The sequence below is a fragment of the Leptotrichia sp. OH3620_COT-345 genome (assembly GCF_003932895.1).
In the GTDB taxonomy this organism is placed as follows: domain Bacteria; phylum Fusobacteriota; class Fusobacteriia; order Fusobacteriales; family Leptotrichiaceae; genus Pseudoleptotrichia.
Genome location: NZ_RQYW01000001.1, coordinates 125,519 through 144,125, shown reverse-complemented (window position 1 = coordinate 144,125; position 18,607 = coordinate 125,519). Strand labels below are relative to the sequence as shown.

Genomic DNA, 18,607 nt, shown 5'->3' with positions numbered 1-18,607 from the left:
TATAATATAAAAAATATATTTTTAAATTGTTTGGAAGTAAAATGCATAAAGTTTTAGTCGGGAAGTATATTGATGATGAGTAAAAATAAAATTTTAAAGCATCTGGAAATATTCAAGTAAATGTGAGAATAAGAATTTCCCGAGAAGAAATACTTAAAATAAATACATAAATATGATACAACATTTCATAAAAGTAGATAAATATCTTTTGGAAAAAGAAAAAAACTTAAAATAATAGAACATGCAGGAAGTAGATGTCGTAACTATCTGTACACCTAAAATTAAAAAAACAACAGATATAATAAATAATGACAATTTACACAAGCCTAAAGACGGGGTAAGACTTGTAAATGTTGCAAGAGGCGGGCTATTTAACGAAGAGAGTATAGAAAAAGGATTGAAATCACGAAAAATGGCAAAATTATTTCTAAATTTATTTAATTTAAAAATAAATTTAGAAGTTATCCAGTTATATTTTTAGAAGTTTAATTTTTTATTATTTCATAATTTTAGTGACAATAAGAAATTGATTTTATATTATAATACAAAAAAATAATATAGGAAATTTTTAAAAAACATTAAAGAAAGGTTGTAAAATGAGTTTAAAATTTAAAGTTAAAGTACCGGGAACATCTGCAAATATAGGAGTAGGATATGATTGTTTAGGAGTTGCTCTTGAGTATATATTGGAGTTGGAAATTGAGGAAAGTGATAAAATAGAGTTTTTGGAAAATGGTTCTCTTTTTTCAATACCTATTGAGAAAAACCTCATTTTTGAAGCAATAAAATATACTGAAAAACATCTTGAAAAAAATATACCGAGTTATAAGGTAAATATCAAAAAAAATGAAATTCCCATGGCAAGAGGGCTGGGAAGTAGTTCAAGTGCTATAGTTGCAGGAATACTTATAGCAAATAAATTTGCAGGAAATCCTATGGATATTAATCAAATCGCAAAACTGGCTGTTGAAATGGAAGGACATCCTGACAATGTAATTCCTGCAATTTTTGGCGGCATGGTCTTAACGGCTTATGATAAAGAAAATCTTGTTTATAGTTCATTGGAAAACTCCAATGACTTATATTTTTATGTTATGATACCTGATTTTCAACTGTCTACAGAACGCGCAAGAAGTGTGTTGCCTGAGTCATATTTGGTGTCTGATGCAATAAATAATATGTCGAAACTCGGACTTCTTGTAGATGCGTTTAATAAAGGCAAATATGAAAATTTGAGATTTTTATTAGATGATAAGATACATCAACCTTACAGATTTAGATTGATAAACAGTTGTGAAAAAATATTTGAAGCTTCAAAAAAATATGGAGCATTAGGAGAATATATAAGCGGAGCGGGACCTACACTTGTATCTTTAAATTACAATAACGATAAATTTTTGGAAAATATGAAAAAAGTACTTGAAACTCTTCCTAATAAATGGAAGATTGAAAAGAAAAAGATAAATTTTAAAGGTGCGGAAATTATAGATTAAGAAAGCCTGTAAAACAATAATCATATAAAATACTTATACTTACTTAAATCATAAAGAAAAATATGTTAAAATAAATATTCAGAAAATAATTGAAGTAGGAGAAATTTGACAATGGAATTTCATTTGAAAAGTAATATAGGAATATTGGAAGTAATTACAGGAAGTATGTTTTCCGGAAAAAGTGAAGAGCTGATACGACGACTGCGTAGAGCTAAGTATGCAAAGCAAAAAGTAATAGTATTTAAACATTCCATCGACAGGAGATACGGAGAGGGAGGCATATATTCCCATGCAAACAGCAGTTTGGAAGCTTATCCTGTAAATTCGGTAAAGCAGATGGAAGAAATAATGGAAAAAAATAATGATACTGAAGTTATAGGAATAGATGAAATTCAATTTTTCGGAGAAAAAGAAGATGTAGTAGGTTTTTGTAAAAAATATGTAGAATTTGGAAAGAGAGTTATTGTTGCAGGATTAGATATGAGTTTCAGAGCCGAACCTTATCATCCTATGCCTGAATTAATGGGCATAGCTGATCAGGTGGATAAATTTCGTGCTATATGTACTGTTTGTGGAAAACCTGCTTATGCCAGTCAGAGACTGATTAACGGTAAGCCTGCTTATTATGACGATCCTTTAGTTTTAGTCGGAGCTTCTGAAAATTATGAAGCCAGATGTAGAAGGCATCATATTGTAAGATATAGAAAAAATAATAAAGGAAAAATTTATTTTATAGTCGGAACGGATATAGGAGCAGGAAAAAAATCAGTTGAAAAATTATATTCAGAAAGTATATTAAAAGATAAAAAGATAAAAACGATAATACTGTCTTCGGAAACTGAAAAATCGGAAAACAGGTTGTCGGATTTAAGAAAAGAAATAGAAAAAGAACTGATTGAAAATGACTTTATTTTTATAAGAATAGTAAAAGGGATTTTGTTTCCTTTAGAGGGAAATTATACAGTTCTTGATTTTATGTGTGAATACCGAAAAAGTTCCGAGATAATTTTAGTTTCCAGAAATAAAAAAGGTCTTTTAAATCAAGTATTGCTTACAGTAGATATATTAAGAAAGTCCGATTTGAATTTTAAGGAAATAGTTTACACGAATAGAAGTGATATTGATAAAGAGGATAGTGAAATTATAGAAGAAGTATGTAAATTGACAAAATTAAGTTACAGAGTACTGGAATAAATTTGTTATTTTTAGTAAATGGAAAGTTTAAAAAAATAAAGGAGATATTGAAAATAAATACGAGGACTGTATAAGGTTCTCGTTATTTTTTAGACAAAATCAATCAAAATCTCTATATCTCCTTCTTTATATACAAATAATCCTGTGACTGCAATATCGGAAAGATGTTCTCTAATCATTTTGACAGCTTTTTTTATATAGTTTTTCTGAGTTTTATCATCAATAGGACAACCTGCACAGTCACTATGTCCTGCAATAAAAATATGATCAGATTTATGTTTATTAATAGAAATCAGTACAATTTTGTCTTCAACAGCTTTCAGGTAATCATCATAGATGATTTTATTTACAGGACCTGCATCGGTTATTGTGTCCACATATTCATATCTGTAATTGTTTCTTATATATTCATTTATTATATGTATAAATCTTCCATCCATACAGCAAATTAAAGTACAAAACATTTTCATCCTCCTAAATATAAAAGTTACATTTATTTCTAATGTTGAAATTCATTATTATGTCGATATAAACTTAATTTGTTAAATTTATGATTAATTTATTTTAATGTAAAATTATGAATTTGTTTTTCAGGTTGTTATACAACAGGATATATGATACAATAAATTACAAAATAAATCCAGTATATATAATATATAATTAACATAAATTTTATTAAAGGTCAATGAGAAGCACAAAATAAGAAATATCATATTATTACTGATTATTACTGAAAGAATGGAGAAATATAAAATGGAAGATATAATAAAAAAAATAAATGAGTTTTCAAAAATAGCAAGAGAAAGGGAATTGACAGAAGAAGAAGCAAAAGAAAGAGAAAAGTACAGGAAAGAATATCTGAAAAAATTTAAAGCAAGTATAAGAGGGCATTTGGAGAGTATAAAAGTCGTAAGAGTGGATGAAGCGGGAAATCCTATAGATGAAAAAGGAAATAAAATCCCTACTGAAGCATAATTTTAAATATAATTTTTACATTAAAGAAAGGAAAGCACATGAAGTATGATTTAGTATTATTTGATTTGGACGGAACACTTGTAAATACTCTTGAAGCTATTGCAAAATCGGGGAATTCAGCATTTGAAGAATTAGGAATGAAAACTTATTCAATAGAATACTTTAATAATCTTATAGGACATGGAGTGACCGGAATTGTAGATAAAGTATTTGATGTTGAAAATTATAATGAAAAGGAAATTAATAAGGAAAAAGTGAAGGAAGTTGTAAGAAAATACTATAAAAAATATTTTGATTACAATGTTTCTCTTTATCCTGAAATTGACAAATTAATGGATTTTCTTGAAAAAAACCATATAAAAAAAGGGATTGTTACTAATAAAGATCAGGAGCTGGCTTTAAAAACAGTAGAAAGCAGACTTTCAAGATGGAACTTTGTTGATATAATAGGGGCGGATGACGGCAAATATCCGAGAAAACCTCATCCTTATGGAATAGACAGAATTTCAGAAGAACTGGGTATATCTAAAGAAAAAGTATTATTTGTAGGAGATATGGAAGTGGATATAAAAACTGCATATAATGCAGGAACAGATGTGATTTATTGTGAGTGGGGATTTGGTAAAGGAAAAGGTGAAAAAAATATTCCTGAAACTATAAAAGTTGGCGATGTGAATAAATTTATAGAAAAAATCAAATAAAAAATTTTAAAGAGGACCGTTTTATATAATGATATTGTATTATTGTATAAAAGGTTTTTTTATATGGACAAAGTATTCAATTAAAGGTATAATTAGTTGAAAAATATTAAATCGGAGAAAATAATGAAAGAAAAAATTTTAATTATAAATACCGGAGGAACTATAAGTATGATTCATTCAGACGGTAGTGAAGGAAAAGGCGGTTTGAAGCCGTCAAAATCATGGGATGAAGCTATACAGAATTATCAGTTTCTGAAAAAGCTTAATGTAGACTATGCACAGACTAGTCAAATTATTGATTCTTCGGATATGAGTTATGAATTGTGGATAGAAATTGCAGATATAATTGAGAAAAATTATAATAAATATAAAGGGTTTGTAATACTGCACGGGACTGATACGATGTCATATACTGCCAGCGCTCTTTCATTTATGCTCAAAAATCTTAATAAAACTGTCATACTTACAGGCGCGCAGCGACCTATTCAGGAAATGAGGAGTGACGGGCTTCAGAATTTACTTACTTCCATTGAGATAATTGAAAAGCAGGAAAATTTTCAGTATAATGGAGAAAAACTTCCTGTAGTTCCTGAAGTATGTATATTTTTTAGAGATCATCTTTTCAGAGGAAATAGATCAAGAAAACTGGATTCATCAAATTATTTCGGATTTTCTTCACCAAATTATCTTCCTTTGGGACAGGCAGGCTCTAAAATAAATATATATGAAGAAAGACTCATGCTTAAATCTTCAGAGGAATTTTATGTAGATTATGAAATTAATCCCGATATACTTATGATTGATTTATTTCCAAGTTTTAATCCTGAAATATTGAAAAGAATATTTTATAAAAATAATGAAATAAAAGGACTTGTTTTAAGGACATACGGTAGCGGAAATACTCCTCAGAACAAGGAATTTCTTAATACTCTGAAATATATAGCAGATTCAGGAGTAATTATTTTGAATATAACTCAATGCACAATAGGAAGTGTAGAACCGGGACTATACGAAGCAAATGAAGCGATAACAAAAATTGGAGCTGTAAATGGATATGATATGACTCCTGAAGCCGCGATTACAAAATTTATGTATTTACTCGGCAAATATACAGATAAAGAGAAAATAAAAGAGAAACTTGGAGAAAATATTGCAGGTGAACTTACAAAATGACGCAAAAGATGATAAAAACAGAAAAAATTAATAGACTGATAAGAGAGTTTGAAAATACTGAATATTTCGGATATATGTTCTTCATTGAATATAACGGTGAAAAATTTGATTCTTTTGATGAAAATTCAGGAAAAAAAAGTGTAAAATCGGAATTCAGAAAATTGCTTGAAAAAAATAATATAAAAATTTTTAAAGGAATTCAACAGGCAGGCAGAACAGATAAAGAGGTAAATGCCGAAGAAAATATACTTTATGTAAATTCAAAGCAACATATAATGTATGAAGACATTATTAATGAATGTGACGGTCTTAAAATAAAAAGAATATCCAAAACTTTACCTTTTCTTGAATTTCCTCAAATGATAGAAAAGCGTTATTATATTTATGAATATCCTGAACATTTGATAAAAAATAATGAGGAAAAAATAAAGAAAAATTGTGAAGAACTGTCAGGAAAACGAAACTATATAAAGTTTACTTCAAAGAAAGGAAAGCAACTTAAAAATCATATAAGAGAAATTTATGTGAAGTTTGAAAGTGGGAAATTATATTTTGAAGGTAACGGTTTCCTTCATCAACAAGTACGTATAATGAGTAATTTTATATTAAACGGAAGTATGAGACCTCTTCAGGGTAAATATCTCATTTTTAAAAAAGCGGATTTGTCGGTAAAATTAAAAAAACTTATATTTAATAATGTTGATAGGAAAATATTTGAAACAGAAGAAGATTTAAAAAATTACAGTATAGGTATTAAAGAAGAAAGAATTTTAAATATAATTGAAAATATTGAAAAAAACAGTTATTTTTATATTTTTTATGTAAAGGAAAAAAATAAAAGTGAACTGATCGGAAAAAAAGGAAAAAATATAAAAAAGCTGAAAAAAATATTTGGAAATATTGTTGTAAAAGGAAAAGATTAATATAAAAATTGAAATATTATACAAATCTAAGAATGATAGAGTATAATAAATAGAAAAAAAGGAGCAGGCGAATATCTCAAATAAAAAAACAATATTTTATTAAAAAATGTTTCAGGCGTTGGAGTTAGAGCAACAGGAAATTATGAAAAATATGGAAATAAAATATTATTTGAGAAACCCAGTTGAAAATAAATGTATATAATAAAAAAAGGTATGGAATATTTTTTTCCTGAAATTGATAAAAGATTACTTGATGAAGCTATGCAATATTTATCCGGAAAAGAACAGAAAATTTTTGAAAATATGAGTAAATATGATCAGTCACATTCATTGGAAGTATATAAAAAATTAAAAAATACTGAATTGAAAAATGACAAGTTATATTTAAGGTTAGCTCTTCTTCATGACTGCGGTAAAGGAAAAGTATCGTTAGTAACAAGAATATTTCATAAATTCGGATTGAAAACTATACTGAAAAATCATACTTTAAACGGATATAAAAAAATAAAGAATATTGACAAAGAATTAAGTATTTTAATTAAAAATCATCATAATAAAAATTATTCGGATAAAATGTCGATTTTTCAAAAATGTGATGATGAAAGCTGAAAATAAAACAATGAGGAAGCCTATGAGAAATGAAGAAAAAATAAAAATAATAACTGTTTTTTCAGATAATATAAATGAGAGAATAGATATCTTTTTGTCGGGAAAAACCGCTTTAACAAGAAGTCGTATACAGCAGTTAATCAAAGACGGAAATGTAAAAGTGAATGGAAAAGATACAAAACCTTCTTATAAAATAGAAGAAAATGATAAAATAGAATTTATAATACCTAAAATTAAGGAAGTGGAAATAAAACCTGAAAATATAAGTATAAATATAATATATGAAGATACGGATATCGCTATTATAAATAAAAACGCAGGTTTGGTAGTACATCCTGCACAGGGACATTATTCAGGTACTCTTGTAAATGCAATTTTATATCATATAAAGGATCTATCGGGTATTAACGGGGAAATAAGACCCGGAATAGTTCATAGGCTTGATAAGGATACGAGTGGTCTTATAGTAATAGCCAAAAATGATAAAGCTCATATAAATCTTACAAAAATGTTTCAGGAAAAAGAAATAAAAAAAACTTATCTGGCAATTTTAAAAGGAAAACTGAATAAAAAAAATGGAAAAATAATAACGCAAATAGGACGCGATCCGAATGATAGGAAAAAAATGACAGTTATACGGGACGATAATAAAGGGAAAACTGCAATTACGAACTATAATGTAATTTCTCAGAACAATCTTTTTACATTGGTTAAAGTTTATATTGAAACAGGGAGAACTCATCAAATAAGAGTTCATATGAAATATTTAGGGCATCCCATATTAGGTGACAGAGTATATGGCAGAAAAGATAGTGAAAAAAGGCAAATGTTACATGCATATAAGCTTGAATTTTTGCATCCGGTTACAAGAGAACCTTTAAAATTTATATCCGAAATACCTAATGATTTTAAAAATGCACTAAAAAGTTCAAAACTTGAATTTAATATACGATGTGTGGAGGAATAATATGAATGAGATGGTAAAATTTGACGAAAGCTATAATCAGATAATAGCAGGAGTGGATGAAGCAGGTCGCGGTCCTCTGGCAGGTCCTGTTGTAGCTGCGGCAGTTATTATAACTCAATATTTTAAAGAACTTGAGGAAATAAATGATTCTAAAAAACTGACTGCGAAAAAGCGGGAGCATTTATTTGAACTTATAAATAAAAAATGTATTGTAGGAACGGGAATGGCCGATGAAAATGAAATAGATAGAATTAACATATTAAATGCGACTTTTTCCGCAATGAAAAGAGCAATAACAGATTTAAAGGAAAAATCGGATTTTGATATTGTTCTTGTTGATGGAAATCATAAAATACGAGGATATAATGAGAAACAGGAAGCTGTCATAAAAGGAGATTCAAAATCTCTTTCTATTGCAGCGGCATCTATTATTGCCAAAGTTACGAGGGACAGACTACTTGATGAAATGTCGGAGCAGTTTCCTGAATATGGTTTTGAAAGGCATAAAGGATATGGAACGAAATTTCATAGGGAAATACTCCTTGAAAAGGGACCATGTAGTTACCATAGAAAGTCTTTTTTAGAAAAAATACTGGGAAATAAGAATAAAAATAAAGAAAATAAAAAAGAGAACAATTAAAGGGAGGTAAAACTTTTCAATGAAAAATAAAAGGGAAACAGGGTTTGAATATGAGGAAATTGCAAAAAAGTTTTTGGAAGAGAAAAATCTTTCATTTATTACAAGTAATTATTATACGAGATATGGAGAAGTAGATTTAATTTTTTTTGAAAAACTTTCTGAAACTCTTGTATTTGTAGAAGTAAAATACAGAAAAAAGAGTATTTACGGAACAGCTGTTGAAACAGTCGATAGAAAAAAACAGGAAAAAATTTTGTTGTCATCTCAGATTTATATCATAGAAAATGAGTGGAACGGCAATATCAGATATGATATTATAGGAATAACGGGAAATAAATCTGAAAACAATATTAACTGGATAAAAAATGCGTTTTGAGGTGAAAAAATGAAAAATAATGAAAAATGTCTGAAATGCGGCTCAACAAGCTGTGAAATAAAAACAATGGCTATACCTACAAAAAAGCTTGGAGAAGCAAAAATATCACTTGATACTTTTTATTTAAAAATATGTCAAAACTGCGGTTATACTGAAATGTACTCGGCAAAAGTAATTGAAAAAGTTAAAAAACCTGTTAAAAACTACTGATATAAAATTTGATTTCTGTAAGATTATTTACAATTTTAAAAGTCTATTCTTTAAAAATAAAGATGTAATTTCTGGGGAGGAGTTAGCTGAGTACGGAATTGTATCAAAAAAAACAGAAAATAGACTTTTACAATTAAAAAAGTTAAGACAGTTGAATAATATATATTACATATGGGATTATAACGATGATTTTAAAAAAATGATTTTTTCATATAAATATAAAAGAAAAAAGAAACTGGCGGAATTAATTGCACGACTCATAAATGAAGAGTTCAGATTTATTCTTCAAAGGGAAAGGATAGATCTGATAGTAAGTGTACCTATAAATAAAAAAAGAAAAAGTGAACGTGGATATAATCAGGTAGATGAAATATTGAAATGTCTAAATATCCGATATATCCAGTTAAAACGTGTAAGAAATACTGAAAAGATGCATAAATTACTAAATGAAGAATTACGTATAAAAAACATAAAAGGAAGCTTTTCTGTAAATAAAAATGTTGATTTTAAAAATAAAAGAATATTAATAGTTGATGATATTATAACAACAGGATCCACATTGAGAGAAATAAAAAAGAGTATTTTAGAAGCAGCAGACGGTAAGGAGAAAAAATCATCTGGAGAAACGATAATTTCAGTTTTTTGCCTTGCAGCTGCAAGAGAAATTAAAATAAATAAGGGAGAAATATGAATTTGTTAAGAATGAAAAAGATAGTACTATTACTTATAATGACAGGAAGAATAATTTCATTTTCTGAAGGAAATCAGTCAACTGAAAATATTACAAAATACAGTCAGAGAGATGATAACTATATAGATACGGATTCTCTCTATCATGATGAGAAAACCGAATACAGAGTGGATGAAGGAGAGAAAGTACGGATAATACTTGAAACTAAAAATAACGATATTTATTCTGCACAAGTTATATATGGCGGCAAAGGAAAAACAATGAAAAGTATAGGAAATTATGGAGGAAAAGAAATATTTGTTGCTGAAATTCCTAACATTGAAACGGATTATTACTTTAAGTTGATAGATGGTAAAGTAAAATATTTTTATGGGAAAAATATTTCCACTTCAGAAAATTCCGTACAGAAATTTCATTATAAAAAATCAGATAAATTGACTAATATTCCCGAATGGTCCAGAGGTTCAGTCGGATATCAAATATATATAGATTCATTTAGAAACGGAAACGTGGACAATGATCCTATATTTAATGAATTTGGAACGGATGACTTTAAAGCACCTACGGGAAAGATACGCTCCGGAACACAAAAGAAAGATTTAGTTGCTGCAATGTGGGGCTCAGGAACATATAATTCGGAATTTACCGTAAATGAATGGAACGGGAATTACGAAACAAAAAATGTATGGGAAGAAAATGCCTTAAATGAAGTAAAAAATTATTCCAGATATTACGGAGGAGATTTACAAGGAATAAAGGAAAAATTGGATTATCTTAAAGATTTGGGAGTGGAGTACCTGATTTTATCTTCGCCTCTTTATTCATTGTCAAATCACAAGTATGATACAATATATTTCAATCATGTAGATCCTTATTTCGGGTATCTTGAACAGACAGGAACAGAGAAGGGGCTTGATGTTAAAGCTAAAGTACACAATAAAAACGGAGATAAGGAACTAAATTTACTCATATATAACAATAAAACAGGAAAAAATCTTCTTGGTGAAAATATGTTGGATACAAAAACATGGGTATGGACAGATTCGGATCTGGAACTGGCAAGTTTAATAAAGGAAGCTCATAAAAAAGGACTCAAAGTTATATTGGAAATAGCACCTGATATTACTTCAAGAAGGTTTTTTGCAAGAATGGATTCACGTTATAAAAACTGGTATTTGGATGAAAATGACTTGAGGTTGAATTTATCCAATAAAGATGTAAGAAATTATATAGAAAATTCATTGAAAAAATGGGTACTCGGACCTGATGAAACATTTAAAAACTACTCAGATGACGACGGTATTGACGGGATAAGATATGTTTATTATGACGATAAAAATAAAAATTATCTTGTCAGTATAACGGAAACACTGAAAAAATATAAGAAAGACATACTTATTTCAGGTGAATTTACTAAAAAGTTCGGAGAGGATATATCTTCAGGAGTTTATGACAGCGGAGAAGACTATAATATAGTAAATGATCTTATAAAATATACCGTAAATATAAATCCAAACTACAAAATAGGAAGTGTGGAATTTGCCACTAAATTGAATGAAATATACAATAAATATTCAAATGAAAGATTTAATGCAACACAGATTTTTGTAGATTCAGTAGATACTGACAGAATATATAGCGGAGTAATTAATCCTGACAGAGTATTTGACAGGAATAACCAGTCAAATCAAGAATATCTGAATATAAGACCTGATTTATATGATGTAAATGCAATAAGTAAATTTAAAAAAATAATAGCTGTACAGATGATGTTACCTGCAACCCCTGTTATATATTACGGTGATGAAAAGGGTATGTGGGGAGCGGATTCTCCACGAAATAGAAAACCTATGCTTTGGGAAGATTATATGCCGTATGAAAATGAAACTGATGATATAAGTAAATATACGAACAGATTGAGGAGTCTTCCTGAAAATGTACAAATAAATGAAGTTGAAAAGACAATTTCCTATCCTGTAGCTATAAATAATGATATTGAGGCATATTATAAAACTTTACTGAAGATTAGGAAAGACTACAGAGAACTTTTTAAAAACGGGAAATTCAGAATTTTAGAAGTTTATAATGACCCTAAGACAAAAATACGTATAGATAATGAAATGGCACAATATCTTAATGAAGAAAAGAGGAAAGCGAAAATTTATCAGGGAAAAGACATTATTCCTAAAGTTCCCAATGTTGATTTTATAACTTATGAGATTTCCAATAAAAAAGATTCAATTATAGTAATAATGAATAATAGTGGAGAATCTTATCCCTTGAGTTTACAAGTTCCGAAGCTTTTCGGTTTTTATACCAACCAATTGCTTAAGAAGGAAAAGTACTCAATTGCGGATAAAAAAATAAATATAATTGTGAAACCTTATGAAGTAAAAATACTTCATAGTAAAGATACGAATATACTTGATTCTTTTAAATAAAGATATAATGTCTATATTCAGGACATGTTAAAGTAAATATAAATTAAGTAAAATTCGAAATATAAAAATAAAAAAATATATAGAATAAAAGATAAGAAAATTTCCTTATAAACATATAAAATCTTACGGAAAATATTATGTTTATTTAAGGAAATTTTTAAATTGAGAATTTATAAGAAATATAAAGCTAAGAAGTAAAAATTAAGAAAAATATTTTTATAATTACTGTAACACAGATTACATTTTTTTTTCAAAAAATATTTTATAATGATGTAAATAAAAACATTACAAAATTAATATAAACTATGAATATACATAACTGTGGAAAAGTAAAAAATATATGTTCATAAAATATTAATATAAAATAATTTTTTGGAGGTAGTAAAATGAGTATGTTTTGTTTTCAATGTCAGGAAGCTGCGAAAAATATAGGCTGTACTGTCAAAGGTATATGCGGGAAAACTGATGAAGTTTCAAATTTACAGGATATTCTTGTATTTGTTGTAAAAGCTGTAGCTAATTATTCAAGTCAGTTAAGAAAAAATGGGAAAAGATACAAAAAAGTTGATGAATATTTATTTAGAGCATTGTTTATAACAATAACGAATGCAAACTTTGACGGAAAAGAAATTATTGAAGCAATAAAAGAGGGAACAGATTTAAGAAATTTTCTGAAGAATGAGCTTGAAAAGGAGAATATTTTTTTAGATCCAAAGTTTGAAGGCAGTTTTATGACAACTTTTGAATATACAGGAATAGAAAATATTGAAGAAATTGCAAAGAAAGTCGGAGTTTTAAGAAGTGAAAATGAAGATGTGAGATCCTTGAGAGAAATAATACTTTATGGACTGAAAGGAATGGCGGCTTACGGATTTCATGCTTTTAATCTCGGAATGACAAGTAATGATATTTATGATTTTTATGAAAAAGCACTGCTTGCAACTTCTGATAACGGTATAACAGCTGAAAAATTAACGGAAATGGTATTTGAAACAGGGGAAAACGGAGTAAAAGTAATGGAACTTTTAGATAAAGCCAACACATCGGCTTACGGAACTCCTGAAATGACTGAAGTAAATATAGGAGTAGGAAAAAATCCGGGAATATTAATTTCAGGACATGATTTGAAAGATATAAAAGAACTCCTTGAACAGACTGAAGGAACGGGAATAGATGTATATACTCATTCAGAAATGCTTCCTGCACATTATTATCCTGAATTGAAAAAATATAAACATTTAGTAGGAAATTATGGAAACGCATGGTATCATCAAGTAAAGGAATTTGAAACTTTTAACGGTCCCGTAGTATTTACGACAAACTGTATTGTTCCTCCAAAGTCCGACTCTACATATAATGAAAGAATATTTACATTAAATGCCGCAGGGTATCCCGGATGGAAAAAATTGAAAATAGGGAAGAACGGAAAAACAGACTATAGTGAAGTTATAAAACTGGCTAAAAGTTGTAATCCACCTACAGAAATTGAAACGGGAAAAATTACGGGAGGATTTGCACATGGACAGGTATTTGCACTGGCTGATAAAATAGTGGAAGCAGTGAAAACAGGAGCAATAAAAAAATTTATAGTAATGAGCGGTTGTGATGCAAGAATGACAAGCAGAGCTTATTATACTGAATTTGCTGAAAAGCTTCCTAAAGATGCGGTAATACTTACGTCAGGCTGTGCAAAGTTTAGATATAATAAATTAAAACTGGGGGATATAAACGGAATTCCGAGAGTTCTTGATGCAGGACAATGTAATGATTCATATTCATGGGCTGTTGTGGCACTTAAACTGAAAGAAATATTTAATTTAAATGATATAAATGAGTTGCCGATAGAATTTAACATCGCATGGTACGAACAGAAAGCTGTAATAGTATTACTTGCCTTACTTTATCTGGGAATAAAGAATATACATATAGGGCCTACATTACCGGCTTTTGTTTCTCCTAATGTGGCAAAGCTGTTAAATGAACAGTTTGGATTAAGCGGAATAACAAATGTTGAAAATGATCTGAAGATTTTTTTTGCATAAATAATTTGAAGTCGTCTTAAATAAAGCGGAAATAGTATATTAATCTATAAGTTTTATATGTTTTTATACAAAAATGTATTCTATAAATTGATGAAATTAATAGTTTATATTTATTTGAAATATATTGCTTATAGTTTGAAAAATATTTTCTGCTTATTAGACGGCTTTTTTAATATTTCTTATCTTATTTTATTTTTTCACAATTATATTATTTTCAGTTCTATTTTAACTGGAAATTGTAAGATTCTGTATTTAGGTAATTTTTAGTTATTATAACAGTCTATTTTTATATGATTTCAGGTAAAAAATTTTAAATAAAAATATTTAGAAAAATTTAATAAAAGTCTTAAATAATAAAGAAAAATAATAATAAACAGTATTTTTTTGAAAATTGATTTTTTCTTTCAAATAAGATATAATTTTATTAAAATAATGAAGACAATAATAATATTTAATTTTTTTGTTATTGCCTTTACAAAAGAGAATATTTAAAATAATATTGTTGAATTGGATTAAGATTTCTATTATATTGTGCTCATTTAAAAAAATATGAAAAAATTAGAAATGTTAATATATTATTTTATGATTTATCATTAGAAAAGTTAAAATTATATTTATTAAAGTATATTAAATTAAATGGAGGAAATAATGGATAATTTAATAAAATTTCTACAAAATAATATCACTGATAAAATGTCAATTGAAGGAATTGTAAATGTTTTTGAGAAAATGTGCAGCATATCTGTTGACAGTGAAGAAGATTTAATATTATTTGAAACAGGAATATTTTCTTATAATAATGAATCACTATTCCAAATTTCATTAGTTAGACAACTTCCAAATGATGTTGGAGAATATTATCAAATTCATGTGGATATTTTTTATCCTGTTACAAGTGAAAATAAAATATTTAAAGAAGTAATATGGGATGAAGATTTAAATGAAAATATATTTAACTATGTTAGAAATTCAAAAGTTTTTTCTTATGTAAAAAATAAAGAGTATCTAAGAGTAGAAATATATATAGATGAAACTTAAACTGAAGTCTTTCAGCTTGTCCGAAAAATAATTTTAAAGATATAAAATAAAGTATCAAAATAAGTTATATTAAAAATTAGAGTAAAAGAAGAATATTTATAGCAGAATTAAACGGACAAGAACTGATTAAACTAATGAATTTGAACAGGTGGAAATAAAAATTATAATTGATATTTTAATAAAGATGTATAAAACTCAGTACAAAATGAGTTTCTGTAGAATAAAATTGGAACGAAATGCAAGATGGAAACTAAAAAATATTAATGGGATAATTAAATGTTATTACATTGATAGAATAATAAAAATAATCCTAAGAGATCAGTAAAAAATAGAAAGAATAACAATTCAAATAAAAGAGAGGATAACAGAAGAAAACCTGTCAATATGTTATAATTTAAAATTGAATTGACGGAATCATTTTAAAGAAACAGAAATAATCTTCTCTCTTTAATATAGTGATTTGATAATTTATCCGCAAAAAAATTGTAAAAGCGGTCTTTACTTATAATAATTGAAAATAGCAAAAATAAGAGAATTAATTGAAAAATAAAAATATTATAATTTTATGAGTGATAATTATGAATAGATTAAAAAAAGTAAAATAAAGTTATTTACCCTTATATTCAAGTTATCAAAATATATAACATAAGTAATTTAAAAAGTATTGATTTTTTCCAATTCTTTTGATATAATTATTTGAAAATAAAAAATGGAGGTGGCATGTAATGCTGGATAAAATAAAATCAATAGTAGTAGAACAATTAGGAGTAGATGAGGATCAAGTAACTGAAGATGCATCGTTTATTGATGATTTAGGGGCTGACTCTTTGGATACTGTTGAATTGATTATGGCATTTGAAGAAGAATTTGATATTGAAATACCTGATGAAGATGCACAAAAAATTAAAACAGTTAAGGATGTAATTGAGTATATCGAATCAAAATAATAAATAATTCAGAATGTTGGGGGAGACTTACCCCCTATTTTTATTGAAAATTATTTGAAAAAATGTAAAAAAATTAGTATAATATAAATATTGAATATAAAAAAATTAAAATCAATTGGTGAGGTGTATAAATGAAAAGAGTAGTTATAACGGGGATAGGTCTTATAACTCCGTTGGGGACAGGAAAAGACAAAACATGGAAAAGATTACTTGATGGAGAATGCGGGATAGATAAAATTACTGCTTTCGATACTTCAGAATATCCTGTACATATTGCGGGAGAAGTTAATGATTTCAATCCTGAAGATTATATTGAAAAAAAAGAATTGAAAAAAATGGGAAGATTTTCTCAATTTGCAATAGCTGCTTCAAAAGAAGCATTAGAAGATTCAGGTTTTCAGATAACACCTGAAAATGCTGAAAGAGTAGGGATGATTATTGGTTCGGGAATTGGAGGACTGGAAATAATAGAGCAGGAAATAGGTAAACTTATTGAAAAAGGGCCTAAGAAAGTATCTCCTTTTTATATACCGGCAGCAATTTCCAATATGGCTTCGGGAAATGCTTCAATATATTTGGGAGCAAAAGGACCTAACAAATCCGTGGTTACGGCATGTGCTTCGGGAACAAATTCCATAGGAGATGCTTTCCAAACTATACTCCTTGGAAAAGCAGATGTTATGATAGCCGGAGGAACTGAAGGAACAGTTACTCCAAGTGGAATAGCAGGTTTTGGGAATTTAAAGGCTTTGTCTACAAATCCTGACCCTAAAAAAGCTTCGAGACCATTTACTGCAGACAGGGATGGTTTTGTATTAGGTGAAGGTGCGGGAATACTTATATTGGAAGAATTGGAACATGCAAAGAAAAGAGGAGCTAAAATATATGCTGAAATAGTAGGGTATGGAGAAACAGGAGATGCTTTTCATATGACTGCACCGTCAGATGGTGGAGAAGGGGCTGCAAGAGCTATAAAAATGGCTTTGGAGCAAGGAAATATAAAACTTGAAGAAGTAGGATATATAAATGCTCATGGGACTTCCACACCCGCAAATGATAAAAATGAAACTCAAGCAATAAAATCTGTTTTTGGAGATCATGCTTATAAATTAGCGGTAAGTTCTACAAAAGGTGCTACGGGACATTTGCTCGGGGGTGCCGGGGGAGTGGAAGCTGCATTTTTGGCATTGGCAATAAGTGAAGGTGTTTTACCTCCTACAATAAATTATGATAATCCTGATTCGCTTTGTGATTTATATTATGTTCCGAATAAATCGGAAAAAAGGGAAATAGAAGCAGGACTTTCAAATTCTTTAGGGTTTGGCGGACATAATGCAGTTCTGGCTTTCAGAAAATACAAAGGATAAAAATTAAATATAATAATGAAAATCCGGGGTATTCAGATTGTTCCGGATTTTCTGAAATATGAGTTTATAAAGGAGTTTTATCATAATGGTTAAAAATATTGAAGAATTAATGGAAAAAATAAATTATAAATTTAAAAATGAAAAGTATTTAGAAGAAGCTTTGACTCATCGTTCCTTTTCCAATGAAAATGAAAAATATAGAAACTTTGATAATGAAAAATTGGAATTTTTAGGCGATGCGGTTCTGAATTTAATAACAACTGAATATGTTTATGAGTCGGGAATAGGTAAAAAAGAAGGAGAATTGGCAAAACTTAAAAGTCAGATAATAAGTGAACCTGTATTTTCAGCTATTGCAGGAGAAATAGGTTTGGGAGATTATTTATATTTGAGTAACGGAGAAGCCGCTTCAGGCGGAAGAAGCAGAAAATCTATTTTAGGAGATGCTTTTGAAGCTTTAGTCGGTGCTATTTTCCGCGATTCGGACTACTATACTGCAAAAAAAATTGCTCTCGGATTTTTACAGGATAAAATTAATAATTTGGAAAAAATAGAAGAAACAAAGGATTATAAAACAGTATTGCAAGAAATATTTCAAGGGAAATATAAAAAAATGCCCGAATACGAACTTGTAAATACAAAGGGACCTGACCATAATAAATTATTTGAAGTTTCTGTGAAACTTAACAGCAGAATAATAGGAATAGGAAAAGGGAAAAGCAAAAAAGAAGCTGAAAAGAAAGCAGCAAAGGAAGCATTGGAATTTATTGAAAAAAATGGAAAAATCACATAACAGATAATAAAAACAGGAGATTATAAT

General features: G+C 28.2%; 20 protein-coding genes. 19 read left to right on the top strand and 1 reads right to left on the bottom strand.

All coding sequences use genetic code 11. From position 1 onward, the window contains the following. Positions 1–241 precede the first annotated feature (241 nt). The 3 genes from EII29_RS00620 (at position 242) to EII29_RS12970 (ending at position 2,687) form a co-directional block, all read left to right on the top strand. Complete coding sequence (locus tag EII29_RS00620; RefSeq protein ID WP_125235606.1) at positions 242–481, top strand: NAD(P)-dependent oxidoreductase; 240 nt, start codon at positions 242–244, stop codon at positions 479–481. Between the two features lie 115 nt (positions 482–596). After that, positions 597–1,493, top strand: coding sequence for a homoserine kinase (gene thrB / locus EII29_RS00615; protein WP_125235605.1), 897 nt, complete (start codon positions 597–599; stop codon positions 1,491–1,493). A gap of 111 nt (positions 1,494–1,604) precedes the next feature. Further along, positions 1,605–2,687 carry a thymidine kinase gene (locus EII29_RS12970; RefSeq protein WP_125235604.1) on the top strand — a complete coding sequence of 361 codons (1,083 nt, stop codon included), beginning with the start codon at positions 1,605–1,607 and terminating at the stop codon, positions 2,685–2,687. Positions 2,688–2,776: 89 nt separating this feature from the next. On the opposite strand, the gene EII29_RS00605 is transcribed toward EII29_RS12970, so the two are convergent. Beyond that, positions 2,777–3,151: a carbonic anhydrase gene (locus tag EII29_RS00605; RefSeq protein WP_125235603.1), complete on the bottom strand. Its 375-nt coding sequence runs from the start codon at positions 3,149–3,151 to the stop codon at positions 2,777–2,779. 289 nt (positions 3,152–3,440) lie between these two features. Between EII29_RS00605 and EII29_RS00600 the strand changes: the two genes are divergently transcribed. The 16 genes from EII29_RS00600 (at position 3,441) to rnc (ending at position 18,580) form a co-directional block, all read left to right on the top strand. Next, positions 3,441–3,662: a DUF896 domain-containing protein gene (locus EII29_RS00600; protein ID WP_125235602.1), complete on the top strand. Its 222-nt coding sequence runs from the start codon at positions 3,441–3,443 to the stop codon at positions 3,660–3,662. Between the two features lie 38 nt (positions 3,663–3,700). Further along, the gene (locus EII29_RS00595; RefSeq protein ID WP_125235601.1) at positions 3,701–4,363 is read left to right on the top strand and encodes an HAD family hydrolase; all 663 of its coding nucleotides are present in this window, start codon (positions 3,701–3,703) and stop codon (positions 4,361–4,363) included. Between the two features lie 123 nt (positions 4,364–4,486). Then, positions 4,487–5,536, top strand: a complete 1,050-nt coding sequence (locus tag EII29_RS00590) for an asparaginase (protein WP_125235600.1) — start codon at positions 4,487–4,489, stop codon at positions 5,534–5,536. Then, positions 5,533–6,459 (top strand): pseudouridylate synthase, encoded by a 927-nt coding sequence (locus tag EII29_RS00585; RefSeq protein WP_233573208.1) that lies wholly within the window; start codon positions 5,533–5,535, stop codon positions 6,457–6,459. The genes EII29_RS00590 and EII29_RS00585 overlap by 4 nt, the downstream gene beginning before the upstream one ends. Before the next feature lie 192 nt (positions 6,460–6,651). Beyond that, on the top strand, positions 6,652–7,068 hold the full coding sequence (locus EII29_RS00580; protein WP_125235599.1) for an HD domain-containing protein: 417 nt from the start codon (positions 6,652–6,654) through the stop codon (positions 7,066–7,068). Positions 7,069–7,090: 22 nt separating this feature from the next. Then, positions 7,091–8,035, top strand: coding sequence for an RluA family pseudouridine synthase (locus EII29_RS00575; RefSeq protein WP_125235598.1), 945 nt, complete (start codon positions 7,091–7,093; stop codon positions 8,033–8,035). A 1-nt stretch (position 8,036) separates the two neighbouring features. Beyond that, complete coding sequence (locus tag EII29_RS00570) at positions 8,037–8,675, top strand: ribonuclease HII (RefSeq protein ID WP_125235597.1); 639 nt, start codon at positions 8,037–8,039, stop codon at positions 8,673–8,675. 19 nt (positions 8,676–8,694) lie between these two features. After that, entirely contained in the window at positions 8,695–9,051 is a 357-nt protein-coding gene (locus EII29_RS00565; RefSeq protein ID WP_125235596.1) for a YraN family protein, read from the top strand. Between the two features lie 9 nt (positions 9,052–9,060). Continuing rightward, entirely contained in the window at positions 9,061–9,261 is a 201-nt protein-coding gene (locus EII29_RS00560) for a zinc ribbon domain-containing protein (RefSeq protein ID WP_125235595.1), read from the top strand. Between the two features lie 151 nt (positions 9,262–9,412). Then, complete coding sequence (locus EII29_RS00555) at positions 9,413–9,952, top strand: ComF family protein (protein ID WP_233573207.1); 540 nt, start codon at positions 9,413–9,415, stop codon at positions 9,950–9,952. Beyond that, positions 9,949–12,393, top strand: coding sequence for an alpha-amylase family glycosyl hydrolase (locus EII29_RS00550; RefSeq protein ID WP_125235594.1), 2,445 nt, complete (start codon positions 9,949–9,951; stop codon positions 12,391–12,393). Before EII29_RS00555 ends, EII29_RS00550 begins: the two co-directional genes overlap by 4 nt. A 386-nt stretch (positions 12,394–12,779) precedes the next feature. Beyond that, complete coding sequence (gene hcp / locus EII29_RS00545) at positions 12,780–14,435, top strand: hydroxylamine reductase (protein WP_125235593.1); 1,656 nt, start codon at positions 12,780–12,782, stop codon at positions 14,433–14,435. A gap of 648 nt (positions 14,436–15,083) precedes the next feature. Continuing rightward, complete coding sequence (locus tag EII29_RS00540; protein ID WP_125235592.1) at positions 15,084–15,473, top strand: hypothetical protein; 390 nt, start codon at positions 15,084–15,086, stop codon at positions 15,471–15,473. A 725-nt stretch (positions 15,474–16,198) separates the two neighbouring features. Next, the gene (locus EII29_RS00535; RefSeq protein WP_125235591.1) at positions 16,199–16,420 is read left to right on the top strand and encodes an acyl carrier protein; all 222 of its coding nucleotides are present in this window, start codon (positions 16,199–16,201) and stop codon (positions 16,418–16,420) included. A gap of 131 nt (positions 16,421–16,551) precedes the next feature. Then, positions 16,552–17,787: a beta-ketoacyl-ACP synthase II gene (fabF, locus tag EII29_RS00530; protein WP_125235590.1), complete on the top strand. Its 1,236-nt coding sequence runs from the start codon at positions 16,552–16,554 to the stop codon at positions 17,785–17,787. 85 nt (positions 17,788–17,872) lie between these two features. Next, positions 17,873–18,580 carry a ribonuclease III gene (gene rnc / locus EII29_RS00525; protein ID WP_125235589.1) on the top strand — a complete coding sequence of 236 codons (708 nt, stop codon included), beginning with the start codon at positions 17,873–17,875 and terminating at the stop codon, positions 18,578–18,580. Positions 18,581–18,607: the final 27 nt, after the last annotated feature.

Excerpts from the sequence above, each read along its gene's own strand:
- EII29_RS00575 (WP_125235598.1), top strand. The coding sequence starts at position 7,091 with ATGAGAAATGAAGAAAAAATAAAAATAATAACTGTTTTTTCAGATAAT.
- EII29_RS00550 (WP_125235594.1), top strand. The coding sequence starts at position 9,949 with ATGAATTTGTTAAGAATGAAAAAGATAGTACTATTACTTATAATGACA.
- hcp (WP_125235593.1), top strand. The coding sequence starts at position 12,780 with ATGAGTATGTTTTGTTTTCAATGTCAGGAAGCTGCGAAAAATATAGGC.
- EII29_RS00535 (WP_125235591.1), top strand. The coding sequence starts at position 16,199 with ATGCTGGATAAAATAAAATCAATAGTAGTAGAACAATTAGGAGTAGAT.
- EII29_RS00600 (WP_125235602.1), top strand. The coding sequence starts at position 3,441 with ATGGAAGATATAATAAAAAAAATAAATGAGTTTTCAAAAATAGCAAGA.
- rnc (WP_125235589.1), top strand. The coding sequence starts at position 17,873 with ATGGTTAAAAATATTGAAGAATTAATGGAAAAAATAAATTATAAATTT.
- EII29_RS00590 (WP_125235600.1), top strand. The coding sequence starts at position 4,487 with ATGAAAGAAAAAATTTTAATTATAAATACCGGAGGAACTATAAGTATG.
- EII29_RS12970 (WP_125235604.1), top strand. The coding sequence starts at position 1,605 with ATGGAATTTCATTTGAAAAGTAATATAGGAATATTGGAAGTAATTACA.
- EII29_RS00560 (WP_125235595.1), top strand. The coding sequence starts at position 9,061 with ATGAAAAATAATGAAAAATGTCTGAAATGCGGCTCAACAAGCTGTGAA.
- thrB (WP_125235605.1), top strand. The coding sequence starts at position 597 with ATGAGTTTAAAATTTAAAGTTAAAGTACCGGGAACATCTGCAAATATA.
- EII29_RS00580 (WP_125235599.1), top strand. The coding sequence starts at position 6,652 with ATGTATATAATAAAAAAAGGTATGGAATATTTTTTTCCTGAAATTGAT.
- EII29_RS00620 (WP_125235606.1), top strand. The coding sequence starts at position 242 with ATGCAGGAAGTAGATGTCGTAACTATCTGTACACCTAAAATTAAAAAA.
- EII29_RS00540 (WP_125235592.1), top strand. The coding sequence starts at position 15,084 with ATGGATAATTTAATAAAATTTCTACAAAATAATATCACTGATAAAATG.
- fabF (WP_125235590.1), top strand. The coding sequence starts at position 16,552 with ATGAAAAGAGTAGTTATAACGGGGATAGGTCTTATAACTCCGTTGGGG.
- EII29_RS00595 (WP_125235601.1), top strand. The coding sequence starts at position 3,701 with ATGAAGTATGATTTAGTATTATTTGATTTGGACGGAACACTTGTAAAT.
- EII29_RS00605 (WP_125235603.1), bottom strand. The coding sequence starts at position 3,151 with ATGTTTTGTACTTTAATTTGCTGTATGGATGGAAGATTTATACATATA.
- EII29_RS00570 (WP_125235597.1), top strand. The coding sequence starts at position 8,037 with ATGAATGAGATGGTAAAATTTGACGAAAGCTATAATCAGATAATAGCA.
- EII29_RS00585 (WP_233573208.1), top strand. The coding sequence starts at position 5,533 with ATGACGCAAAAGATGATAAAAACAGAAAAAATTAATAGACTGATAAGA.
- EII29_RS00565 (WP_125235596.1), top strand. The coding sequence starts at position 8,695 with ATGAAAAATAAAAGGGAAACAGGGTTTGAATATGAGGAAATTGCAAAA.